At 34.7% G+C, this 19,772-nt stretch carries 19 protein-coding genes; 15 read left to right on the top strand and 4 right to left on the bottom strand.

Going from position 1 to position 19,772, the window contains the following annotated elements:
• Position 1: 1 nt before the first annotated feature.
• From flhB to G581_RS0106870, 14 genes are read left to right on the top strand one after another with little or no spacing between them, the layout of a single operon-like run.
• Complete coding sequence (flhB, locus tag G581_RS0106935) at positions 2-1,063, top strand: flagellar biosynthesis protein FlhB (RefSeq protein WP_028845210.1); 1,062 nt, start codon at positions 2-4, stop codon at positions 1,061-1,063.
• A complete protein-coding gene (flhA, locus tag G581_RS0106930) occupies positions 1,060-3,108 on the top strand; it encodes a flagellar biosynthesis protein FlhA (protein ID WP_028845209.1) in 2,049 nt (682 codons plus the stop codon). Before flhB ends, flhA begins: the two co-directional genes overlap by 4 nt.
• Positions 3,109-3,118: 10 nt before the next feature.
• Positions 3,119-4,150: a flagellar biosynthesis protein FlhF gene (locus tag G581_RS0106925; RefSeq protein ID WP_028845208.1), complete on the top strand. Its 1,032-nt coding sequence runs from the start codon at positions 3,119-3,121 to the stop codon at positions 4,148-4,150.
• Complete coding sequence (locus G581_RS0106920) at positions 4,140-4,946, top strand: MinD/ParA family protein (protein ID WP_028845207.1); 807 nt, start codon at positions 4,140-4,142, stop codon at positions 4,944-4,946. The genes G581_RS0106925 and G581_RS0106920 overlap by 11 nt, the downstream gene beginning before the upstream one ends.
• A 6-nt stretch (positions 4,947-4,952) precedes the next feature.
• Complete coding sequence (locus G581_RS10880; protein ID WP_051178983.1) at positions 4,953-5,663, top strand: sigma-70 family RNA polymerase sigma factor; 711 nt, start codon at positions 4,953-4,955, stop codon at positions 5,661-5,663.
• Between the two features lie 47 nt (positions 5,664-5,710).
• Positions 5,711-7,597: a HEAT repeat domain-containing protein gene (locus G581_RS0106910; protein ID WP_028845206.1), complete on the top strand. Its 1,887-nt coding sequence runs from the start codon at positions 5,711-5,713 to the stop codon at positions 7,595-7,597.
• Positions 7,594-8,445, top strand: coding sequence for a CheR family methyltransferase (locus G581_RS0106905; protein WP_028845205.1), 852 nt, complete (start codon positions 7,594-7,596; stop codon positions 8,443-8,445). The genes G581_RS0106910 and G581_RS0106905 overlap by 4 nt, the downstream gene beginning before the upstream one ends.
• Positions 8,446-8,457: 12 nt before the next feature.
• Positions 8,458-8,865, top strand: coding sequence for a response regulator (locus tag G581_RS10875; RefSeq protein ID WP_051178980.1), 408 nt, complete (start codon positions 8,458-8,460; stop codon positions 8,863-8,865).
• Positions 8,858-9,262: a chemotaxis response regulator CheY gene (locus G581_RS0106895; protein ID WP_028845204.1), complete on the top strand. Its 405-nt coding sequence runs from the start codon at positions 8,858-8,860 to the stop codon at positions 9,260-9,262. Before G581_RS10875 ends, G581_RS0106895 begins: the two co-directional genes overlap by 8 nt.
• The gene (locus G581_RS0106890) at positions 9,262-10,971 is read left to right on the top strand and encodes a chemotaxis protein CheA (protein ID WP_028845203.1); all 1,710 of its coding nucleotides are present in this window, start codon (positions 9,262-9,264) and stop codon (positions 10,969-10,971) included. Before G581_RS0106895 ends, G581_RS0106890 begins: the two co-directional genes overlap by 1 nt.
• An 18-nt stretch (positions 10,972-10,989) precedes the next feature.
• Positions 10,990-12,174, top strand: coding sequence for a protein phosphatase CheZ (locus G581_RS0106885; RefSeq protein ID WP_028845202.1), 1,185 nt, complete (start codon positions 10,990-10,992; stop codon positions 12,172-12,174).
• Between the two features lie 12 nt (positions 12,175-12,186).
• Positions 12,187-13,239 carry a protein-glutamate methylesterase/protein-glutamine glutaminase gene (locus G581_RS0106880; RefSeq protein WP_028845201.1) on the top strand — a complete coding sequence of 351 codons (1,053 nt, stop codon included), beginning with the start codon at positions 12,187-12,189 and terminating at the stop codon, positions 13,237-13,239.
• A 21-nt stretch (positions 13,240-13,260) separates the two neighbouring features.
• Positions 13,261-14,088: an HDOD domain-containing protein gene (locus tag G581_RS0106875; protein WP_169368410.1), complete on the top strand. Its 828-nt coding sequence runs from the start codon at positions 13,261-13,263 to the stop codon at positions 14,086-14,088.
• 4 nt (positions 14,089-14,092) lie between these two features.
• Positions 14,093-14,275: a hypothetical protein gene (locus G581_RS0106870; protein WP_028845199.1), complete on the top strand. Its 183-nt coding sequence runs from the start codon at positions 14,093-14,095 to the stop codon at positions 14,273-14,275.
• Between the two features lie 72 nt (positions 14,276-14,347).
• On the opposite strand, the gene rlmN is transcribed toward G581_RS0106870, so the two are convergent.
• From rlmN to G581_RS0106850, 4 genes are read right to left on the bottom strand one after another with little or no spacing between them, the layout of a single operon-like run.
• Entirely contained in the window at positions 14,348-15,370 is a 1,023-nt protein-coding gene (gene rlmN / locus G581_RS0106865; protein WP_028845198.1) for a dual-specificity RNA methyltransferase RlmN, read from the bottom strand.
• Entirely contained in the window at positions 15,371-16,039 is a 669-nt protein-coding gene (locus tag G581_RS10870) for an LOG family protein (protein WP_038065413.1), read from the bottom strand. It lies immediately after the preceding gene.
• Positions 16,023-16,412 carry a co-chaperone GroES gene (locus G581_RS0106855; RefSeq protein WP_028845197.1) on the bottom strand — a complete coding sequence of 130 codons (390 nt, stop codon included), beginning with the start codon at positions 16,410-16,412 and terminating at the stop codon, positions 16,023-16,025. Before G581_RS0106855 ends, G581_RS10870 begins: the two co-directional genes overlap by 17 nt.
• 41 nt (positions 16,413-16,453) lie before the next feature.
• On the bottom strand, positions 16,454-18,682 hold the full coding sequence (locus G581_RS0106850) for a vitamin B12-dependent ribonucleotide reductase (RefSeq protein WP_028845196.1): 2,229 nt from the start codon (positions 18,680-18,682) through the stop codon (positions 16,454-16,456).
• A 79-nt stretch (positions 18,683-18,761) separates the two neighbouring features.
• Between G581_RS0106850 and G581_RS0106845 the strand changes: the two genes are divergently transcribed.
• Positions 18,762-19,772 carry a sodium:calcium antiporter gene (locus G581_RS0106845; RefSeq protein ID WP_028845195.1) on the top strand — a complete coding sequence of 337 codons (1,011 nt, stop codon included), beginning with the start codon at positions 18,762-18,764 and terminating at the stop codon, positions 19,770-19,772.

The following is a 19,772-nucleotide window of genomic DNA, read 5'->3' as shown; positions in this document are numbered from 1 at the left end:
CATGCCAGAAGAACTTCAAGAACGGACAGAACAGGCTACTCCTCGAAGAAAGGAAAAGGCAAGACAAAAAGGTGAGGTGCCAAGGAGTAGAGAATTAACTAGTATAATTGGAACATGGATGATTTTTCTTTATTTTGTATTTTCAGGAACATTTCTTTTAGGAATAATGCAGCATCTGAAAAACTCATTTATAAGGATAAAAAATCCTGATTTTATAGGTGGAGCTATACTGACGATAATGCAGGAAGAGATCAAATGGTTTTTTGTCCAGTTTACTCCCATTGCAGGAGTTATTATTTTCAGTGTTCTGCTTGTTCATTTTATTCAGACAGGATTTCTTTTCACAGGTGCACCACTTGTTCCGGATATTTCTAAAATAAGTCCTTTAAAAGGGCTTAAAAGACTTTTTTCAATGAATGCTCTTTTTGAAGCTATAAAAGGGACCTTAAAACTTATTGCTCTGGGCATGGTAATATATTTTGTTCTAAAAAAAGATGTCAATCTTCTGCCGCTTCTTGTTGACATGGATGTTAAGACTATAGCCGGTCTCAGTTTCCAGAAAATTTATCAGCTTGTACTTGCATGCCTTATCATGCTTACAATGTTTGCAGGTATAGATTTTGCTTATCAGAGATGGCAGTATGAAAGGAACTTGAGAATGACAAAACAAGAGATTAAAGAAGAATTTAAAGAAACCGAAGGCTCTCCATTAGTGAGAGCAAGAATAAGAAGTCTTCAGAGAGAAATGGCACGCAGAAGAATGATGCAGGAAGTGCCCAAAGCAGATGTTGTTATCACGAACCCGCTGCATTTTGCTGTTTGCATAAAGTATGACTCTACAAACATGCATGCCCCTGAGATTGTAGCAAAAGGAGCAAATATTCTTGCTGAGAGAATAAAAGAGATTGCACGTCAGGCAGGAATTCCGATTTATGAAAACAAACCGCTTGCACGAGCTTTATATAAAATTCCAGTTGGACATGAAATTCCAGCTGCACTCTATAAAGCAGTTGCTGCGATTTTAGCAGCTGTTTATAAAATCAAGGGAAGACAGGTGGTATGAACATTTTAAGTTACATAAGAAGCGATGTCTTAATCGCTGTTGGAATAATTCTAATACTGATATTCATGATTGTTCCTTTACCACCTTTCATGCTTGACCTTTCTCTTACAATGAGTATCACTCTTTCAATTCTGATTATACTCGTTTCATCTTATGTTAGAAAACCGCTCGATTTCTCAGTTTTTCCTTCTGTTTTGCTGATTGCGACACTTCTCAGACTTTCTCTTAACATCGCTTCAACTCGATTGATTCTTACTCGTGGAGAGATTGGAACTGAAGCAGCAGGAAAGGTTATTAAAGCATTTGGAGAGTTTGTCGTCAGCGGAAACTTTGTTGTTGGCTTAATTGTTTTTTTAATCCTGGTAATAATCAATTTTATTGTAATCACAAAAGGTGCAGGAAGGATTGCTGAAGTTTCTGCTCGTTTTACACTGGATGCAATGCCAGGTAAACAGATGAGTATAGATGCAGACCTAAATGCAGGGCTTATTGATGAAAAAGAGGCAAGACGCAGAAGAGAAGAAATAAGCAGAGAGGCTGACTTTTATGGTGCAATGGATGGTGCTTCTAAATTTATTCGTGGTGACGCAATTGCAGCGATTATTATCATGATTATAAATATTATAGGTGGAATTCTCATCGGAGTGATTCAGAAAGGCATGGCAATCAGTGATGCAGTGCAGACCTACGTAATACTGACAATAGGAGATGGCCTTGCAGCACAGATTCCAGCTTTGATTACATCAACAGCCGCAGGTATTGTTGTCTCAAGAGCAGCAACTGAGGCAAATCTCGGACAGGATATTTTACAGCAGCTTTTTAAAAATCCCAAAACTCTTGCAACTGCAGGAGGAGTTCTCCTGCTTCTGGGATTGATACCAGGACTGCCTCATCTTCCATTTATAACTATTGCACTTGTTTCAGGAGCAGTTGCCTATTTAATGGTGAGCAAAGAAAAGAAAGACAAAGCAGTTACGCCACCTCCTATGGAAGAAAAACCTCTTTCAATGGAAGCACAACTTGAAAGCCTCTTGAGGGTTGATCCTATCTCACTTGAAATCGGATATAATCTTATTCCTCTTGTTGAAGGTGACAGTTCTTTAGTTGAACGCATTCGTTCACTGAGAAAACAGATAGCAATGGAGATGGGTTATATAGTGCCATCAATTCATATAAAAGACAATCTAATCCTAAAGCCGTCCCAATACAGTATTCTGATAAAGGGCATTGAGATATCAACCTCAGAGATAATTCCGGGAAGATATCTTGCAATAGGAGCACGTCCTGGACAGGATATTGATGGCATTCCCACAAAAGATCCAGCTTTTGGCGTGGACGCTTTATGGATTGAAGAGAAAGATGTCTCAAAATCTCAGATGCTTGGTTTTACTGTTGTTGATGCTGCTTCTGTTATCGTTACTCATTTAAGAGAAATTCTCAGAAACTATGGTTACGAACTGCTCGGGAAACAGGAAACCCAGAGACTGCTTGATAATCTTGCAAAAACTCATCCAAGAGTTGTTGATGACTTGGTTCCAAATGTTCTAAATCTTTCGCAGGTTCAAAAAGTTCTTCAGAATCTTTTAAGAGAACGAGTATCAATAAAGGATTTACAGACAATTCTGGAAACTCTTGCAGAATATGCAAATATAACAAAAGACCCTGATATTTTAACTGAGTATGTCAGACAGGCATTGTCAAGACAGATAACAAAAAGTGTACAGAATCCTGACGGTTCCATTTCTGTAATTCTTTTCGACCCTTCGCTTGAAAAAACATTTATTGAATCCCTTCAGACAACACCACAGGGTATAAATTTTGCTTCAGATCCTGTATTGATGGAAAAAATAATTGAAAAAGTCAAACATATCGCAGACGAAGCGACCATAAAAGGATATCAACCTGTCTTAATATGTTCTCAGGCAATAAGACGATTTATAAAAAGATCAGTTGAAAGAATTGCTCCGTCATTACCTGTGCTTTCACCACAGGAGATAGCTCAGGGAGTAAAAATATTTATCATTGGCACAGTAAAACCTGATTAGGAGGGAATGAATGAAGATAAAGAAGTTCCAGGGAAGAAGCTTTAAAGAAGTTTTAGAAACAGTTAAAAAAGAAATGGGGCCTGATGCAGTAATTCTGTCAAGCTATTCAAAAAAAGACCCGCTTTCAGAGGGTAGTTATATAGAGATAACTGCAGCTATAGATGCAGAAGATGAAATACCAGCAGCAGAGGTACTGAATAAGAGATTGAATTCAGAACCTGATTATGAACTCCTAAAGGAAATAGAAAAACTTAAAGCTGAAGTAAGCATCTTAAGAGAAAGTGTTACAAAACTATTCCCTTCACTTGATGATATATCAAAAAGAGGACTTTACAATTTTCTGATAAAAAATAATGTTGAGCCTTATCTCGCGTTAATGCTTATAGAAAAAGCAAATGATATGAATGAATTAAGAACAGCTCTTGAACATGAAATGAACATCTGCAGAAATAACTTTGATGAGGAAAGGGGATTTATTTTCTATGGACTTCCAGGAGTTGGTAAAACAACTACAGTTTTTAAAATGGGAAGGCTTTTAAAGTCTAACAATGAAAAAATTATGGTGATTTCTCTTGACCAGCGAATCAGTTCTGTGGCTTATATAAAAGAAGTAGCAATAAAATTAAAATGCGAGGCAAAAGTTGTGAACGAACCAAAAGAACTTTATAAAATAATGCATAAAGAGATTGATAGAAAAAAATTGCTCATTGATACTCCAGGAGATATAAATATGAATCTAGCAGATGATCTTAAAAATCTGTTAAAAGATATGCCCATAAAAAAATGTCTTCTTATGGATGCATCAATGTCAATGCAGTCAAGTTTTAAAGCATTAAAAACAATGGATACAGCTTCAGTTGATTGCATAAGCTTTTCCAAAATTGATTTAGCTCAGACCTATGGAAATTTATATAATCTAACAGTTTTATCTGGCAAACCTGTAAGTTTTATCACGTCAGGTTCTTACAATGAAGATACAGCTCGAATATTTCCTCCTAATACCATAACAACTCTAGTTGTAGGAGGAGGATATGAAAATTAATATACCGAGAATCATAACTGTATCAAGTGGAAAGGGAGGAGTTGGCAAAACTAATTTTGTAACAAACATTGCACTCATTTTCAGAAGCATGCAAAAGAGAGTGCTGCTCATGGATGCAGATATAGGCCTAAGCAATATTGATATAATGTTCGGAATCGCACCAAAATACAATATAAAGCATTTAATATCAGGTGAAAAATCAATGGCTGACATTATTGTTAAAACATCGGAAGGCATCGATATCATACCAGCCAGTTCAGGCATGAGAGACCTCACTCAACTCGGGATTGAGCAAAAAATGAAGATTATTCAGGCACTTGAAGACCTCAATTCTGATTATGATATTTTTCTTATTGACACCGGTGCAGGCATTTCTGACAATGTAACTTTTTTCTGTTCTGCTGCTCATGACAATATCATCATAGTTACTCCTGAGCCAACATCCATTGCAGACGCCTATGCATTAATTAAGATTCTCTATAGAGAACACCAAGAAAAAAACTTTCGTATAGTTGTTAATAACACTAAAAATAATAAAGAGGCTAGAGAAACCTTTAAAAAACTTTCTATGGTAACAGAGAGATTTCTTGGCATAACTCTTGACTGGCTTGGAGCACTGCCATATGATGAAAAAATAAAATATGCTATTATTGAACAAAAGCCATATATAAATTTATATCCAACATCTGAATTTTCAAGAAAACTGACAGAAATTGCAAAGCAATTTTTACAAAAAGAGGTAGATTTATTAAAAGGAGGGATGCAGTTTTTCCTTAAGAAAGCATTAACAACATAAATTTATATGTTTTATTCTGAAGATGATAAAGAAAAACTTATTAGACAGTTCCTGCCAAAAATAAAGCATCATGCTTTAAAATACTATCATATTGTACAAAATACTCTGGAATTAAATGATTTAATTTCAGCCGGGATTAAGGGATTACTTGAAAGTTTAAATAAATACAATCCCTCCTTTAATGTCCCTCTTGCTTCTTTTATAGATTACAGAATAAGAGGTGCCATACTGGATGAGATTCGTTCTTTGGATGTTTTTTCAAAAGAATTTCGCAGGAAAATAGAAGGTGTCAGAAAAGCTTATAACAGTTTAAAACATTCTGGTAGAGAACCAACAGATAAAGAGCTTGCAGAATCTTTAAATATTACCCAAGAAGAATTACAGGAAATATATCAAAGCATGACAGCATCTGAGATAATAAGCTTAGATTCATCTATACACGGTAAGGATGGAGATACATTAACTCTTATTGATGTCATTTCTGATGAAAAAAATCTTTTTGAAGAAATAAAATTTCGAGAATTGAAAAAGAATTTATCTGCTGCGATAAAGCATCTTTCGGAAACAGAAAAACTTGTTATAACTCTTTATTATTATGAAGATTTAAACATGAAAGAAATTGCCGAAGTTTTGGGAGTTTCTCTATCCAGAGTAAGTCAGATTCATGGTAAAGTTTTATTGAAACTAAAAAATTTTCTTGAAACTGAAGTTGGTTAACTAAGAAATTTTGTATAATATTATCAACTGAATCAGGAGGGTTAACAATGAAAAATATAAAACAAACTGTTTTCAGGCTTCTTAATCATCCTGATTCTTTTAGACGCAGGAAAGCTGCAGAAGAGCTTGCTCAAGCCGATGAACGGGCGGTATATCCGTTGATTAAAGCTTTAAGAGATGAAAGCACAGCTGTTCAAGAAGCTGCAACTCAATCTCTTATATATCTCGGCAATTCGGATAATGCATTCTTTACAAATTCTGGAGAACTTGTTGCATATATGGTTATCCCTCTCTTAAGAGAAGAGGAGACTTATTTAAGAAACACAGCGCTATTGATTATAAAAGAAATCGGACACAGAGCACCGGAACTTTTATATAAACTTTTAAAGGATAAAGATGCTGATATAAGAAAATTTGCTCTTGATTTAATCGGACAAATAAAAACCGGATTTGATCCATCAAAAGTGCTTCCTCTACTTAAAGATGACAATGGAAATGTAAGAGCTGCTGCTGCTAATGCATTGGGAGAACTCGGATATAAAGAAGCAATACCAGCTCTTATAGAGAGTTTAAAAGATGAAGAATGGATTGTTTTTTATGTTTTGCAGGCTCTGGCAATGCTTCAAGCAGCTGAAGCTGCAGAACAAATAGGTAAACTTATTTTGAATACAGACTCCCTTGTAATCAAAGCAGAAGCAATAGAAACACTTGGCAAAATTGGAACAGAAAAAATTGCTGAACCTCTTTTAAGATATTTTCCTGTTGCGAATAAAGATGAAAGAATAGAAATAGTAAAGGCTTTAATAAGAATAAACATCATTCCACTTGAGTACAATTTAAAGGAAGAAATTATATCTATTTTACAAAGTAAGGAATGGGAAGAAAAATTAATAGCATTAAAAGGTATAAAATTAACAAATCTTATAGAAGCAGCTTCTTTTATTGTAGAAGAAGCAGGAGCTCTTGATCCTTCATGTTTTGATTATGAAGAAAAAATTAAAGCATTAGAAGACACCCTCGTTTATATAAATTCTGAAGATGCTTTAATTTCTATGCTTGCAAACAATAAACTCAAATATCGAGCTAAAGCTTTTGTTATCAGAGTGCTTGGTAGATTAAAAAGCAAAAAAGCCATCCCAATTTTAATAAAACTTCTTGAAGACATAAAAAGAGACATAAGAATTGCCTCTGCAAGGGCTCTTGGTGATATCGGTGCAAAGGAAACTATACAGCATCTGGTAAAAAAGAGTCATGAAGATCCTGATGCAAATGTTAGAAAAGCAGCAATACAGGCTTTAGGAATGATAAGAGCTTCTGAAGCATATGACTCTCTGTTAGATTTGCTTGAAAGAGAGATATATCAAGATAATATTGAAACAATTGTAGAAGCTCTTTTAATCATTGACCAGGAAAAATTTCTAAAGAATTTAAAATCTTATAAAAGGGAAGTAAAAAAAGCTCTTGCTGGCATAACATATTCAATGGATATTCTGAATATGCTTATTCAATGCGATGATAAAGAAGTTCGTAAAGCAGCCATTTATCAACTGGGAAAGCTCGCCTCACCAGAAGCATTAAATAAAATTCTTGAATTCATTAAATCTGAAGATAAAGACTTAAAAAAATCAGCTATTTTAGCACTTGGAGAGGCTAATTTTTGTTCTGAAGAACTGCTTCAATGTCTGGAAGATGAAGATCCCTGGATCAGATACTATACAATTAAAGCTATCAGTAAAGCATGTGATCCTGAAATTTTATTAGAGAAAATATCATCTCTTCTTGATGACCCATTTCCTCCTGTTGTAATTGCCGCTATAGAAGCTCTGGAAGAAACAGGAAATCCAGAGAAAGTTTATGACATACTTGTCCCGAAGAAAGATCATCCTGCTCAAGAGGTAAAAGAAAAGATACAGGAGGTTTTACAGAGAATATGATAGCACTGGCTGCATCCTCTTCTGGAACAATATCTGACGAAGTGTTTGTACAGCTCAGAGACTTTATTTATGAAAAAACAGGCATATATGTACCTGACAATAAAAAATATTTTTTAGAAAACAGACTCAGTAAAATTTTAAGAGATAAAAATTTACGCAATTTTGAAGACTATCTTTATTTTTTAAAATACAGTGCTACAAAGCAGGATATAGCAAAGCTTTATGATACTATTACAACAAATGAAACATTTTTCTTTAGAGAACCACAGCAATTTGAAGTTTTTTCGGATCCTCTTATTTCACAGATAATAAAAGAAAATTCGCAAATGGGAAGAAAAGATATAAAAATCTGGTCTGCTGCGTGTTCAACAGGAGAAGAACCTTATACAATTGCCATGATTTTAGCTGATAAACAGGAATTAATTTCATTCAGAAAAGAGATATATGCTTCAGATATAAGTGAGAGTGTGCTTATTTCTGCTAAGAGAGCCATGTATGGCTCTTATTCAATCAGAAATGTTCCACCTCAATATCTGGCAAAATATTTTAAAGATTCAAGTGGCGTATATGTTCTTTCAGAAACCATAAAATCAATGGTGAAATTTATGAATATAAATCTTATAGAAGAAAAAGAAGTAAAACAGCTTAAGGGACTGGATGTTGTGTTCTGCAGAAATGTATTAATTTATTTTGATGATAAGGCAAAAAAGAAAGCTGTTTCTCTGATTTATGATGTTTTACGTCCTAAAGGATATCTGTTTGTTGGAACATCTGAAAGTCTTCACAATATTACGAGGGCTTTCCATCCTGTAGTTATAAATAAAGTTGTTGTATATCAAAAAGTTTAATAGGAGGATATTATGAAAGTCCTTGTAGTGGATGATGATAAAACAACTCGAAAAATGATTTCTTTAATTCTCAACAGTAAGGGATATGAGGTTGTAACAGCTGAAAATGGTATAGAAGCATTACAAAAGTTAGGTATTGAAGATATAAATTTGATTCTTACAGATATGAATATGCCTTATATGGATGGCATAGAGCTTGTCAAGCAAATAAGATCTAGCCAAGAGCGTTCTAATATTCCTATTGTTATGATAACAACAGAGGCTGATGAAGAAGAAAAGAGAAAAGCTTTCGAAGCAGGAGTTGATGATTATCTTGTAAAACCTACAACTTCTGAGGAAATTTCACAAAGCATAAAAAAGATTTTGAAAAAATTTTTTAGTAAATTTGATAAAAAGATATCAGGAGGTTACGATGTTTAATTATAAGATAAAAGTTCTTGTTGTAGATGACTTCCCAACGATGCGGCGAATTATAAAAAATCTTCTTAAACAGCTTGGTTTTGAAAACATTGATGAAGCAGAGAATGGAGAAGAAGCTCTTAAAAAATTAAGAAATTCAGAATATGGGCTTGTAGTTTGTGATTGGAATATGCCTGTTATGGAAGGCATTGATCTTTTAAAAAATGTAAGAAGTGATCCAGCATTAAAAGATATCCCTTTTTTAATGGTTACAGCAGAGGCTGAGAAAGAGAAAGTTATCGAAGCGATAAAAGCCGGAGTTGACAATTACATAGTTAAACCATTTACAGGAGAAGTTTTAAAAGAGAAACTTGAAAAAATCGCTCAGAAAAAACCATCTCTTAAGGGAGGACAGTAATGGCTGATGAGATGGATGAGATAATAAACGAATTTATTGTTGAAGCAGAAGAAATTCTTGAACAACTTGATCCTCTTTTTGTTGAACTGGAACAAAAAGGCCAGGATCCTGAAATCATAAACGAAATATTCAGAGGTATGCATACTCTTAAAGGTGCTGCCGGATTTTTGGGCTTTCAAGATGTCGTTGATGTTGCACACAGAGCAGAAACTATTTTAAAAAAAGTAAGGGAAGGAGAAATACATATTTCTCCAGAGATAACTGATGCTATTCTTAAAGCAACAGATACATTACGACTGCTAATTTCTCATATTAAAGCAAAAGATGAAGTACTAGAAAATATCCAACCTGTTCTTGAGTTACTTGATAAAACACTTGAGAAATCTTCTTCAGAACAATTAAAAGAAGCTGAACAACCAGAGACTGAACAGAAGCCTGAAGAACCATTATCAGAAGAACCTGAAACAAAAATTCCAAAAGCTGAAGACATTGTTACACAGATTCCAAAAGAGAAAGAAAAAGAAGTTTCCACTCTCAGAGTTGATGTAGAAAGAATAGATAAAGTAATGGACCTTGCTGGTGAGATAGTTTTAGCCCGCAACAGACTTCTTAATTTATCGAATAAACTTGAAGCAAAATATGCAGGAGATGAACATGTAGAAGGACTGATTGAAACAACCTCTTTTCTTGATAGAGTTACCTCTGATTTACAGCTTGCAGTAATGAAAATGAGAATGCAACCGCTTCAGAAAGTTTTTGTAAAATTCCCAAGAATGGTAAGAGATCTTGCAAGAGCACTTAATAAAGAAGTTGACCTAGAGATTATAGGTGAAGATACAGAAGTTGACAAATCAGTCATTGAACACATTGGAGATCCTCTTGTCCACATAATAAGAAACTCATTAGATCACGGTATAGAAACTCCAGAAGAAAGAGAATTAAAAGGTAAATCTCCAAAAGGTAAAATCGTTATAAATGCTTATCAAAAAGGAACTCAGATTGTAATAGATATCACCGATGATGGTAAGGGAATAGATTACGAAGCAGTTAAAGCAAAGGCCATTACAAAGGGATTAATTACACTAGAAGAAGCTGAAAAAATGTCTGAGGAAGCTATAATAAATTTAATTTTTTTACCTGGTTTCTCAACAAAAGATGTTTCAACAGAGGTAAGTGGACGTGGTGTCGGGATGGATGTGGTTAAATCAAATGTTGCAAAACTTAATGGCTATGTAGAAATTTTTACTGAAAAAGATAAGGGTACAACATTCAGAATCAGTCTACCTCTCACGCTCGCAATAATTCAGGCCATGATGGTTCAGGTAGGAAATGAAATTTATGCTATTCCTCAGTCTATGATTGAAGAAACATTAAGAATTAGTATTAATGATATTAAAGAAGTAACAGGACAGAAGGTTCTGACAATAAGAGATCGAGTATTACCGCTTTTTTTACTTAATGATATTCTTGGAGCTCCCGATAATGCCGATAATGATAGGAAATATGTTCTTGTTGCATCTGTGGGAGACAGAAAATTCTGTATTTCCGTTGAATCTGTGCTTGGGCAGGAAGAAATTGTTATAAAAACAATAAATGGTATAGATTCAGAAGAATGTGGAATAATGGGTGCTACCATAACAGGAGATGGAAAGGTAGTTTTAATACTCGATCTTGCTGGACTTTCAAGAAGAGTTTTAACTATAAAATAAATTTTAAGGAGTATCGACATGAAACAGTATATCGGTTTTATTCTTGAAAGAAACGAATACACCGTGCCTATTCTTAAAGTGCAGGAAATTATTAAACTTCCTCAGATCACAAAAATGCCAGGTGTCCCTTATTATGTTGAAGGAGTTACAAATCTTCGTGGCAGAATAATTCCTGTGGTAAATTTAAAAAAAATTCTTGGTATCCAAGAACAAAGCCCTGGCAGTAAAGTAATTGTAATTTCATCAGGAAAGATAACATTTGGTGCTTTGGTTGATGATATTACAGGAGTTGTAAATATAGATGAAAAAGATATTGAGCCTGCTGAAGAATTTTTACAACACGGCCAGAGTCAGGTGGAAGGAGTTGCTCGTTTAAATGATAGATTACTTGTTTTGCTTGATACAAAAAAATTAATTCCTACTGAAGACCAGAGTCTTTTTGAAGAAGATATAGTGGAAATCCATGAAGATGGTAACAGAGTTGAGGTCATTAAAAAGCTTACTGGTATGGGTGGAGAAATGACCTTCAAAGAGATTGTTGATCCGGTCAAGTTTTATCAAGAAAAGGGGCTATCAAAAGATGATCCAAAATATATGCTTCTAGAAGAGATAACTAATTTTATGAATATGGTTGCACAGGGAGATTACGAACAGGCAAATAAAATAATGAACAACATTATTCAAAAAAGCCAGAGTGATTTATTTAAGGAAGTCGGAAAGGTAGCAAGAAAGCTACATGATTCTCTGAAAAATTTTAGAGAAGCTCTTGATCCAAGATTGAAAGAAATTGCTACAGAAAAGATGCCTCGAGCAGTTGATCAACTTCAGATGGTCATTGATAAAACAGAAGAAGCAGCTCAAAGAACTTTAGAAATTGCTGAAAAATATATTTTACAGATGGATAACTTTTCAAATCATTTAAGACAAATTCAGGGACCAGCAGAAAGTATAGAGGTTCTTAAAAATTTTAAAAACTCTCTTGAAGATGATCTAACCGAAATTATCACAACTCAATCCTTTCAGGATTTAACAGGACAGGTTCTTAAAAAAGTGATATCACTTGTAGGAGACCTGGAAGTTGAGCTTATCAGACTCATAAAAACGTTTGGATTAAAAATTGAAGAAAAAGAAGTAGTTCAAAAAGAAACTGAAAAAGTTTCACAGGAAGATGTAGATGACTTACTTAAAGAATTTGGCTTTTAAGGAGCGCGATATATGATTAAAGTACTTGTTGTAGATGACTCTGCATTCATGAGAAAAGCTATATCTTCAATGCTTCAGGAAGACCCTGAGATAAAAGTAATCGGCATGGCAAGAGATGGAATTGAAGCTGTTCAGATGGTTCAGGAACTTAAACCTGATATAGTAACAATGGATGTTGAGATGCCAAGAATGGACGGAATCACTGCATTAAAAGAAATAATGCAGAAAAACCCGGTTCCTGTGATCATGGTTAGTTCATTAACAACAGAAGGAGCAAAGGTAACACTTGAAGCTCTTGAACTTGGGGCTGTTGATTTTATTCCTAAAAACCTGGCAGAACTATCCGTCAACATTGTCAAGATCAAAAGCATGCTCATAGATAAAATTAAAACAATAGGCAAAAGAGGCATTGTAAGGAAAAGACCTGTATCTAAAACAACAGAGAAACAAATTGAAATACCAAAAGAAATGCCAAAGGTTAGAACAACTGGAGAAAGAAAAGTAGGTATAGTATCAATAGGTACATCAACAGGTGGGCCTAAAGCTTTACAGGAAATAATTCCAAAACTACCAAAAGATTTTCCAGTTCCAGTGGTAATTGCACAACACATGCCACCAAATTTCACAAAACCTTTTGCAGAGAGGCTTGACCAGCTAAGTCATCTTCATGTTAAAGAAGCTGAAGAAGGAGAAAGTGTAAAACCTGGCATTGTATATGTAGCTCCTGGCAGAGGACATATGAGAATTAAAAGAAGAGGTATTGAGACTTATGTTTCGATTTCAGAGGAAAAAGAAGAATTTATATACAGGCCAAGTGTGGATTTTCTGATGTTCTCTGTTGCAGATTGTTTCCCAGGTAGAAGTCTTGGAGTAATATTAACTGGCATGGGGAATGATGGAGCTAAAGGATGTAAAAGAATAAAAGAAACTGGCGGAAGAGTATTTGCTCAAAGTGAAGAAAGTTGTGTAGTATACGGTATGCCACGTGCAGTAGTAGAAGCAGGTATTGCTGATAAAGTAATACCTCTTGAAGAGATAGCTGGTGAAATAATAAATTCAGTATAGGAGGATGCCTTGCAGGAAGAAATGATAGAAAGAATCATTCTTAAAACAGTTGATATCCCTTCTTTGCCTCCAGTTGCCATGAAAGTGATGAATCTTATAAAAGATGATTTCGCTTCTTTAAAAGCTCTAGAAGAAATAATATCACGTGACCAGGGTTTTGCAACAAGACTTTTAAGAATAGCAAACTCTCCATATTACGGTAGAGATAGAAAAATTGAAGATATTTCTCAAGCTCTGCTTCTTATAGGTTTTGAAACTTTAAAATCACTTGTGATTGCAGCATCTTTGAAAGATTTGAACAGGCAATTTGGAATATTTGAGCAAAAACTGTGGGAACACAGTCTTGGAGTTGCTCTATGTTCAAGTTTGCTTGCCATGGTAACGCGTCTTGCTACCTCAGATGAGGCTCTTGTGTGTGGATTAATGCATGATGTTGGTAAAACAGTAATCAACAATGCAATGCCTGAACTGTATATACAAATTTATGAAAAAATGTATAAAGAAAAACGTACGTTAATTGAAATCGAAAATGAGGTACTTGGATTTAATCACACAACCATAGGCAATCTTATAGCTAAAAAGTGGAAACTTCCTGAAAAATTAGAAATGATTATAACTTATCATCATACCTATCCTTATCCGGATTATGAAGATCAGGCTTTTGCAAACATCTGTAACCTGGTCAGAGTTGCAGACCAGATATGTCTTAATCTTGCAATAGGGTTAAAAGATCCCATTGAAACTGAAATAGATTATGAATCCGTTGGGATGACAGAAGAATCTCTAAAAGAGCTCATAGGATTGTTTACAATAAAATTTGACAAGCAAAAAGATTTTCTACTGAGTTAAGAAAATGACTGCAGAAGACAGGATAGATCCGCTGGGACAGTATCGAGGCATACGATCTTTAAGAGAAGGCTCTGTTTTTGCAAAATACAAAATCAAAAAAAAGTTTAAAAAGAAAGAAGAATCTAATGAAGAAAGCTCTTCTTCAGAGGAAAAGACTTCAGAACACAGAATAGATATCGAAGCATAAAATCTCTCAAATTACAAAATAATCCTGTCTTTATTCCAGCCGTCTAACATTTGACTTCAGGCTTTATGAAAATTAAGAATACACTGCTTTTAACTGTCCGCAAGCTGCAAGAATATCTTTACCTTTGCTTTTTCTTATAAAAACTGAATATCCCTTTGATATCAGTATTTCCTGAAAATTGACAATATCCTCTTCATCAGGATTATCAAACTCAGAACCTGCCCATGGATTAAAAGGAATGAGATTTATCTTTGAGGGAATATCCCTGAGAAGTTTAGCAAGCCTGTAAGCATCTTTCTCTGAACAGTTTATGCCTTTTAGCATAATATACTCAAATGTGATTCTTTCTCTGGGCTTTAACGGATATTCTTTCAAAGAATTCAAGAGTTCATGTAGTGGATATTGTTTATTAATTGGCATGAGGAAGCTTCTCATTTCAGGATCTACAGTGTTTAATGAAACCGCGAGTTTTATATTGGGTGCTTTATACGGAAGTTGTTTAAGAGCAGGAATAATCCCGGCTGTGGATAGAGTAATTCTTTGAGGTGAAAACTGAAGTAGGTTTTTAAACCTCCATAATGCTTCAATAACATTCTCAAAGTTTAACAAAGGTTCACCCATTCCCATAAAAACAATATTTGTAATTTTTTTAGCATCCTTTTCTATTAACCTAGTTACCTGAATAAACTGGTCAATTATTTCCCATACCTTCAGATTTCTTTTAAATCCAATTTGCCCGGTAAGACAGAATCTGCATTTAAGAGCACACCCGACCTGACTTGAAATGCAGAGAGTTAATCTATCTTTATCAGGAAGCAAAACACTTTCTATCTGTTCTTCATCTTCAAGTTTCCAAAGAAATTTTTCAGTTCCATCACGACTAATTTTTCTGTCAATCAAAATAAGATTACCGATATAATATTTTTTTGAAAAGCTTTCTCTAAGAGCTTTTGACCATTCAGTAATCTCATCCACAGAGATTGCAAATTTTCTATAAATCCAGTTAATAAGCTGTTTTGCTCTGTAGGAAGGCAAGGATTCATCTTTTATGATTTTTTCTGTTTGAAATAAATTAAGATCTTTCAGGTTTATCATTTATCCGCATTCAAAATCAGGTAAAGGAATTCCGAGTCTGAGAAGATGATTTTTCAGATAGTTGCATACATCTTGAGGTTTGTCCAATATTTGAAAATATTTAAAATCTTCAATATTTATTGTCCCCGTTGTTTTTGGTGTAGTTACAAACCATTCAAGCAAGGTTTCCCAGTAAGCTTTGCTATAAAGAATGATCGGAAAAGATTCAATTTTGCCTGTCTGAACAAGAGTTAAAGCTTCAAAAAGTTCATCAAGAGTTCCAAATCCTCCGGGAAATATTATAAATCCAAAAGCATATTTTATAAACATGAGCTTTCTTAAAAAGAAATATCTAAATGAAATAGAAATATCCAGATAAGGGTTCGGATGCTGTTCATGTGGTATTTCGATATTAAGTCCGATTGATTTCCCTTTTCCCATCTTTGCTCCTCGGTTTGCAGCTTCCATTATACCAGGCCCTCCGCCTGTTATAATTGAAAAGCCAGATTGGCTTAAAAGCTGTGCAACTTTCATAGCTTCCTGATAATAAAAATTGTCCTCTTTCAATCTTGAACTTCCAAATATTGATATAGCAGGTCCAATTCCGTGAAGAGTTTCAAATCCTTCAACAAGCTCTGATAGTATTCTAAAAACACGCCATGTATCAGAAGACTTAAAATCCTCTATCATCCTCATCCTCTATAATTGTAGTTCTTATCAATACAAGTATTGCTGAGTGTGGCACAATTAAATACTTCTTTTCTTCAAACTCTATCTCAATCCCTGCATCTTTAAGAAAAAGTGCATAGTCACCTTCACGAGCCTGAAGCGGAATATATTTGATGGATTCAGTATTTGTTTGTTTCCACGGCTCTTCAAGTACTAACGAAGGGTCATGTACAGGATAACCAGGTCCCACTTTGATAATCCTTCCAGCAAGAACTTTATCCTTTTCTTTCACAGTCGGAGGTAAAAAAAGGCCAGCAGATGTTTTATCTATTTTTTCATCAGGCTCAATAAGAACCCTGTCACCAACAATAATAAATTCTCTTTTTGTTTTCATTTCTTTTTTTTAACAATTAAATTTTATTTTATTATTTTTCATCAGCTACACCTGGTAAACCCGCAACTATGGCATATAACACATCCCTCTTCATATGATAAAGAGCTTCCGCACTCAGGACAGGCTCCATAATGAGCAACTTCTGAATTACTTTTTATTTCGTCTTTGTCTTCTATTATATCGCCTCTACTATCTCTTAACTCAGCTTCAATTGCCTTTGCAATAGCATCTGAGCAGCTCGTAATCTTACCATTACCTGACCAGACAGGAGCATGACAGGAAATTCCTTTAAGTTGTTTTACTATTTCTTGTGTTTCGATTCCACTTCTCATAGCAAGAGATATAAGCCTTCCAATTGCTTCTGCCTGTGATGCTGCACACCCACCTGCTTTACCTATATTTGTGAATACTTCAAATGGTTTTCCATCTTTATCTTTATTGATTGTTACATAAAGATTGCCACAACCTGTTTTCATCAATCTTGTTATACCTTTAAGTGTTTCCGGTCTTTTTCTTGGTTTCAGGCTTATCTGTGTTAATTGAGTCTCTGTTTTCTGTCCCTTCTGAATAACCTGTCCCTGCCTTGAGCCATCCCTGTAAACAGTAACACCTTTACAGCCTAGACGATAGGCAAGCAGATAGACTTCTCTTACATCTTCTTCTGTAGCGTCATGTGGAAGATTCACTGTTTTGCTTACAGCATTATCAACATATTGCTGAAATGCTGCCTGCATACGAATATGTTCTGATGGAGCAATCTCATGCGCTGTTACAAAAATTTTCTTTATTTCCTCAGGTATTTCCTTTATCTGCTGAATGGAACCTGTTTCAGCTATTTTCTCTGCAAGAGAATCTGACCACAGCCCGAGTCGTTCCATTTCCTTTTTAAAATACTGGTTAACTTCAACAAGTCTTGTCCCGTCCATAACATTTCTTGCAAAACATAATGCAAAGAAAGGCTCTATTCCTGAAGAACATGCAGCTATGATGCTTAAGGTTCCTGTTGGCGCAATTGTTGTTATAGTAGCATTTCTTAAAGGAAGTTTATCATAGTATATGCTTTTTTCATAATTAGGGAAAGTTCCTCTTTCTTTTGCAAGTTGTATTGAAGCAAGTCTGCCTTCATTAAGTATAAACTTCATTATCTGTTCTGCTAAATTCAAAGCCTCTTTGGAATGATATGGAATTTTTAACTGAACAAGCATATCAGCCCATCCCATTACTCCAAGACCAATCTTTCTGTTAGACTTTGTCATTTTTTCAATAAGTACAAGCGGATATTTGTTTGCATCAATTACATTATCAAGAAAATGAACTGCTTTCCACACAGTATCCCTGAGAAGTTCCCAGTTAACCGACGTGTCTTTTACCATTTTTGCAAGATTTATTGACCCAAGATTACAGGACTCATATGCAAAAAGAGGTTGCTCTCCGCATGGATTGGTTGCTTCAATCTCTCCCAGCTGCGGGGTTGGATTTGCAGCATTGATTCGATCAAGAAAAACTATTCCTGGCTCACCATTTTTCCATGCCTGATGAATTATCAAATCAAAAACATCTTTTGCTTTAAGTTTCTTTACTATTTGACCTGTTCTTGGATTAACAAGCTCATATTCTTCATCATTTATAACAGCTTTCATAAACTCTTCAGTTAAGCCAACAGAAATATTAAAATTTGTAAATCTCGTAAGGTCATCCTTGCATCTAATGAATTCAAGTATATCTGGATGATCAACACGCAAAAGTCCCATATTAGCACCTCTGCGTCTCCCTCCCTGCTTAACAGCCTCTGTTGCTGAGTCAAAAACACCCATAAATGAGACAGGGCCTGAACTTATTCCCTTTGTTGATCCCACAACATCACCCTTAGGCCTCAAGCGAGAGAAACTAAACCCTGTACCACCACCGGATTTATGGATCATTGCAGCATACTTAACAGCATCAAAAATGCCTTCCATAGAATCCTCAACAGGAAGAACAAAACAAGCGCTTAATTGACCAAGAGGTGTTCCTGCATTCATAAGCGTAGGACTGTTAGGTAAAAATCTGAGTGATGTAATTAATTCAAAAAATTCATCTTTTGTCTTGTAAATCTCTTTTTCTGATTTACCATACTTCGCATCTATTTGGGCAATTGCAGTAGCCACTCTTTTAAATAACTCTTCAGGAGTTTCAATTAATCTGCCTTCTTCGTCCCTTTTTAGATATCGCCGTTTTAAAACTTCTATTGCATTGGACGTTAATTCGATATTTTGTTTAGTTTTTTCCATGCTTATCTCCTTTCATAACCAAAAAATTATTCAATAATTTAATTGTTAATACATTATAGTTTAGTTTATAATTTTAAACATGATAGGTGATATTTTTCTACTCATTTTTTGTCTTCTCTTGATATTGCTGAGTGCGGAGATATTTACGAACGGTATCGAAGTTTTCGGCAAAAGACTTTCTCTCAGTCAGGCAGTGGTGGGAAGTATTCTTGCAGCAGTTGGAACAGCACTACCTGAAACCATACTTCCATTAGTTGCTATTCTTTTACATAAAGGACAAGCAGGACATTCTATAGGAATCGGTGCTATTTTAGGTGCTCCATTCATGCTTGCAACTCTTGCATTTTTAATGATAGGCGTAACATCTGTATTTAGCCGTTTTTTAAAAAGAAGAGAAAGCTTTGCAATAGATGCGGAGATAAGTTCTATAAAAAGAGATCTGATATTTTTTCTAATTATGTATTCCGCAGGCATTTTCCTTCCAATTTTTATAAAACAACACTTTATTGTAGCAATTTTACTTGTAATTGCTTATATTTATTACATTTATCTAACTTTTAAAGGTGAAAGCAATCAAATTCTCTATGAAGAAAAGCTATATATGGAAAAATTTTTAGGGCAACTTCTACCGGTGAAAAAATTTAAGGGATTTTTTTCTTTGATGCAAGTTTTGATTGCTCTTTTTATAATGATTGAAGGTGCTAATGGATTTGTAGAAGCTCTGCAAAAAGTAGCATTTAACTTTGGCTTTGATCCACTTCTTTTTGCGCTTTTAATTGCTCCTATAGCTACAGAACTTCCAGAAAAATTTAACTCTATAACCTGGACATTTAAGGGCAGAGATACTCTTGCAATGGGAAATGTAACAGGTGCAATGGTTTTTCAGTCTACTTTTCCTGTGTCAGTTGGAATTATATTTACAGACTGGCAAATTACTGGTTATGCATTATTGAGCGCATGTCTGGCAATTCTGGCAGGATTAATATTAATAGGGGAAATTCTTTTGAAAAAACGAATTTCCCCTATTACTTTGATTTTTTCGGGTTCTTTTTATCTTATATATGCCCTTTTAATTATCAAACCCTTCTGA

Source organism: Thermodesulfovibrio thiophilus DSM 17215 (assembly GCF_000423865.1).
Taxonomy (GTDB): Bacteria; Nitrospirota; Thermodesulfovibrionia; order Thermodesulfovibrionales; family Thermodesulfovibrionaceae; genus Thermodesulfovibrio; species Thermodesulfovibrio thiophilus.
This window is presented reverse-complemented; position numbering and strand designations above follow the sequence as displayed.

Excerpts from the sequence above, each read along its gene's own strand:
- flhB (WP_028845210.1), top strand. The coding sequence starts at position 2 with ATGCCAGAAGAACTTCAAGAACGGACAGAACAGGCTACTCCTCGAAGA.
- flhA (WP_028845209.1), top strand. The coding sequence starts at position 1,060 with ATGAACATTTTAAGTTACATAAGAAGCGATGTCTTAATCGCTGTTGGA.
- G581_RS0106925 (WP_028845208.1), top strand. The coding sequence starts at position 3,119 with ATGAAGATAAAGAAGTTCCAGGGAAGAAGCTTTAAAGAAGTTTTAGAA.
- G581_RS0106920 (WP_028845207.1), top strand. The coding sequence starts at position 4,140 with ATGAAAATTAATATACCGAGAATCATAACTGTATCAAGTGGAAAGGGA.
- G581_RS10880 (WP_051178983.1), top strand. The coding sequence starts at position 4,953 with ATGTTTTATTCTGAAGATGATAAAGAAAAACTTATTAGACAGTTCCTG.
- G581_RS0106910 (WP_028845206.1), top strand. The coding sequence starts at position 5,711 with ATGAAAAATATAAAACAAACTGTTTTCAGGCTTCTTAATCATCCTGAT.
- G581_RS0106905 (WP_028845205.1), top strand. The coding sequence starts at position 7,594 with ATGATAGCACTGGCTGCATCCTCTTCTGGAACAATATCTGACGAAGTG.
- G581_RS10875 (WP_051178980.1), top strand. The coding sequence starts at position 8,458 with ATGAAAGTCCTTGTAGTGGATGATGATAAAACAACTCGAAAAATGATT.
- G581_RS0106895 (WP_028845204.1), top strand. The coding sequence starts at position 8,858 with ATGTTTAATTATAAGATAAAAGTTCTTGTTGTAGATGACTTCCCAACG.
- G581_RS0106890 (WP_028845203.1), top strand. The coding sequence starts at position 9,262 with ATGGCTGATGAGATGGATGAGATAATAAACGAATTTATTGTTGAAGCA.
- G581_RS0106885 (WP_028845202.1), top strand. The coding sequence starts at position 10,990 with ATGAAACAGTATATCGGTTTTATTCTTGAAAGAAACGAATACACCGTG.
- G581_RS0106880 (WP_028845201.1), top strand. The coding sequence starts at position 12,187 with ATGATTAAAGTACTTGTTGTAGATGACTCTGCATTCATGAGAAAAGCT.
- G581_RS0106875 (WP_169368410.1), top strand. The coding sequence starts at position 13,261 with ATGATAGAAAGAATCATTCTTAAAACAGTTGATATCCCTTCTTTGCCT.
- G581_RS0106870 (WP_028845199.1), top strand. The coding sequence starts at position 14,093 with ATGACTGCAGAAGACAGGATAGATCCGCTGGGACAGTATCGAGGCATA.
- rlmN (WP_028845198.1), bottom strand. The coding sequence starts at position 15,370 with ATGATAAACCTGAAAGATCTTAATTTATTTCAAACAGAAAAAATCATA.
- G581_RS10870 (WP_038065413.1), bottom strand. The coding sequence starts at position 16,039 with ATGATAGAGGATTTTAAGTCTTCTGATACATGGCGTGTTTTTAGAATA.
- G581_RS0106855 (WP_028845197.1), bottom strand. The coding sequence starts at position 16,412 with ATGAAAACAAAAAGAGAATTTATTATTGTTGGTGACAGGGTTCTTATT.
- G581_RS0106850 (WP_028845196.1), bottom strand. The coding sequence starts at position 18,682 with ATGGAAAAAACTAAACAAAATATCGAATTAACGTCCAATGCAATAGAA.
- G581_RS0106845 (WP_028845195.1), top strand. The coding sequence starts at position 18,762 with ATGATAGGTGATATTTTTCTACTCATTTTTTGTCTTCTCTTGATATTG.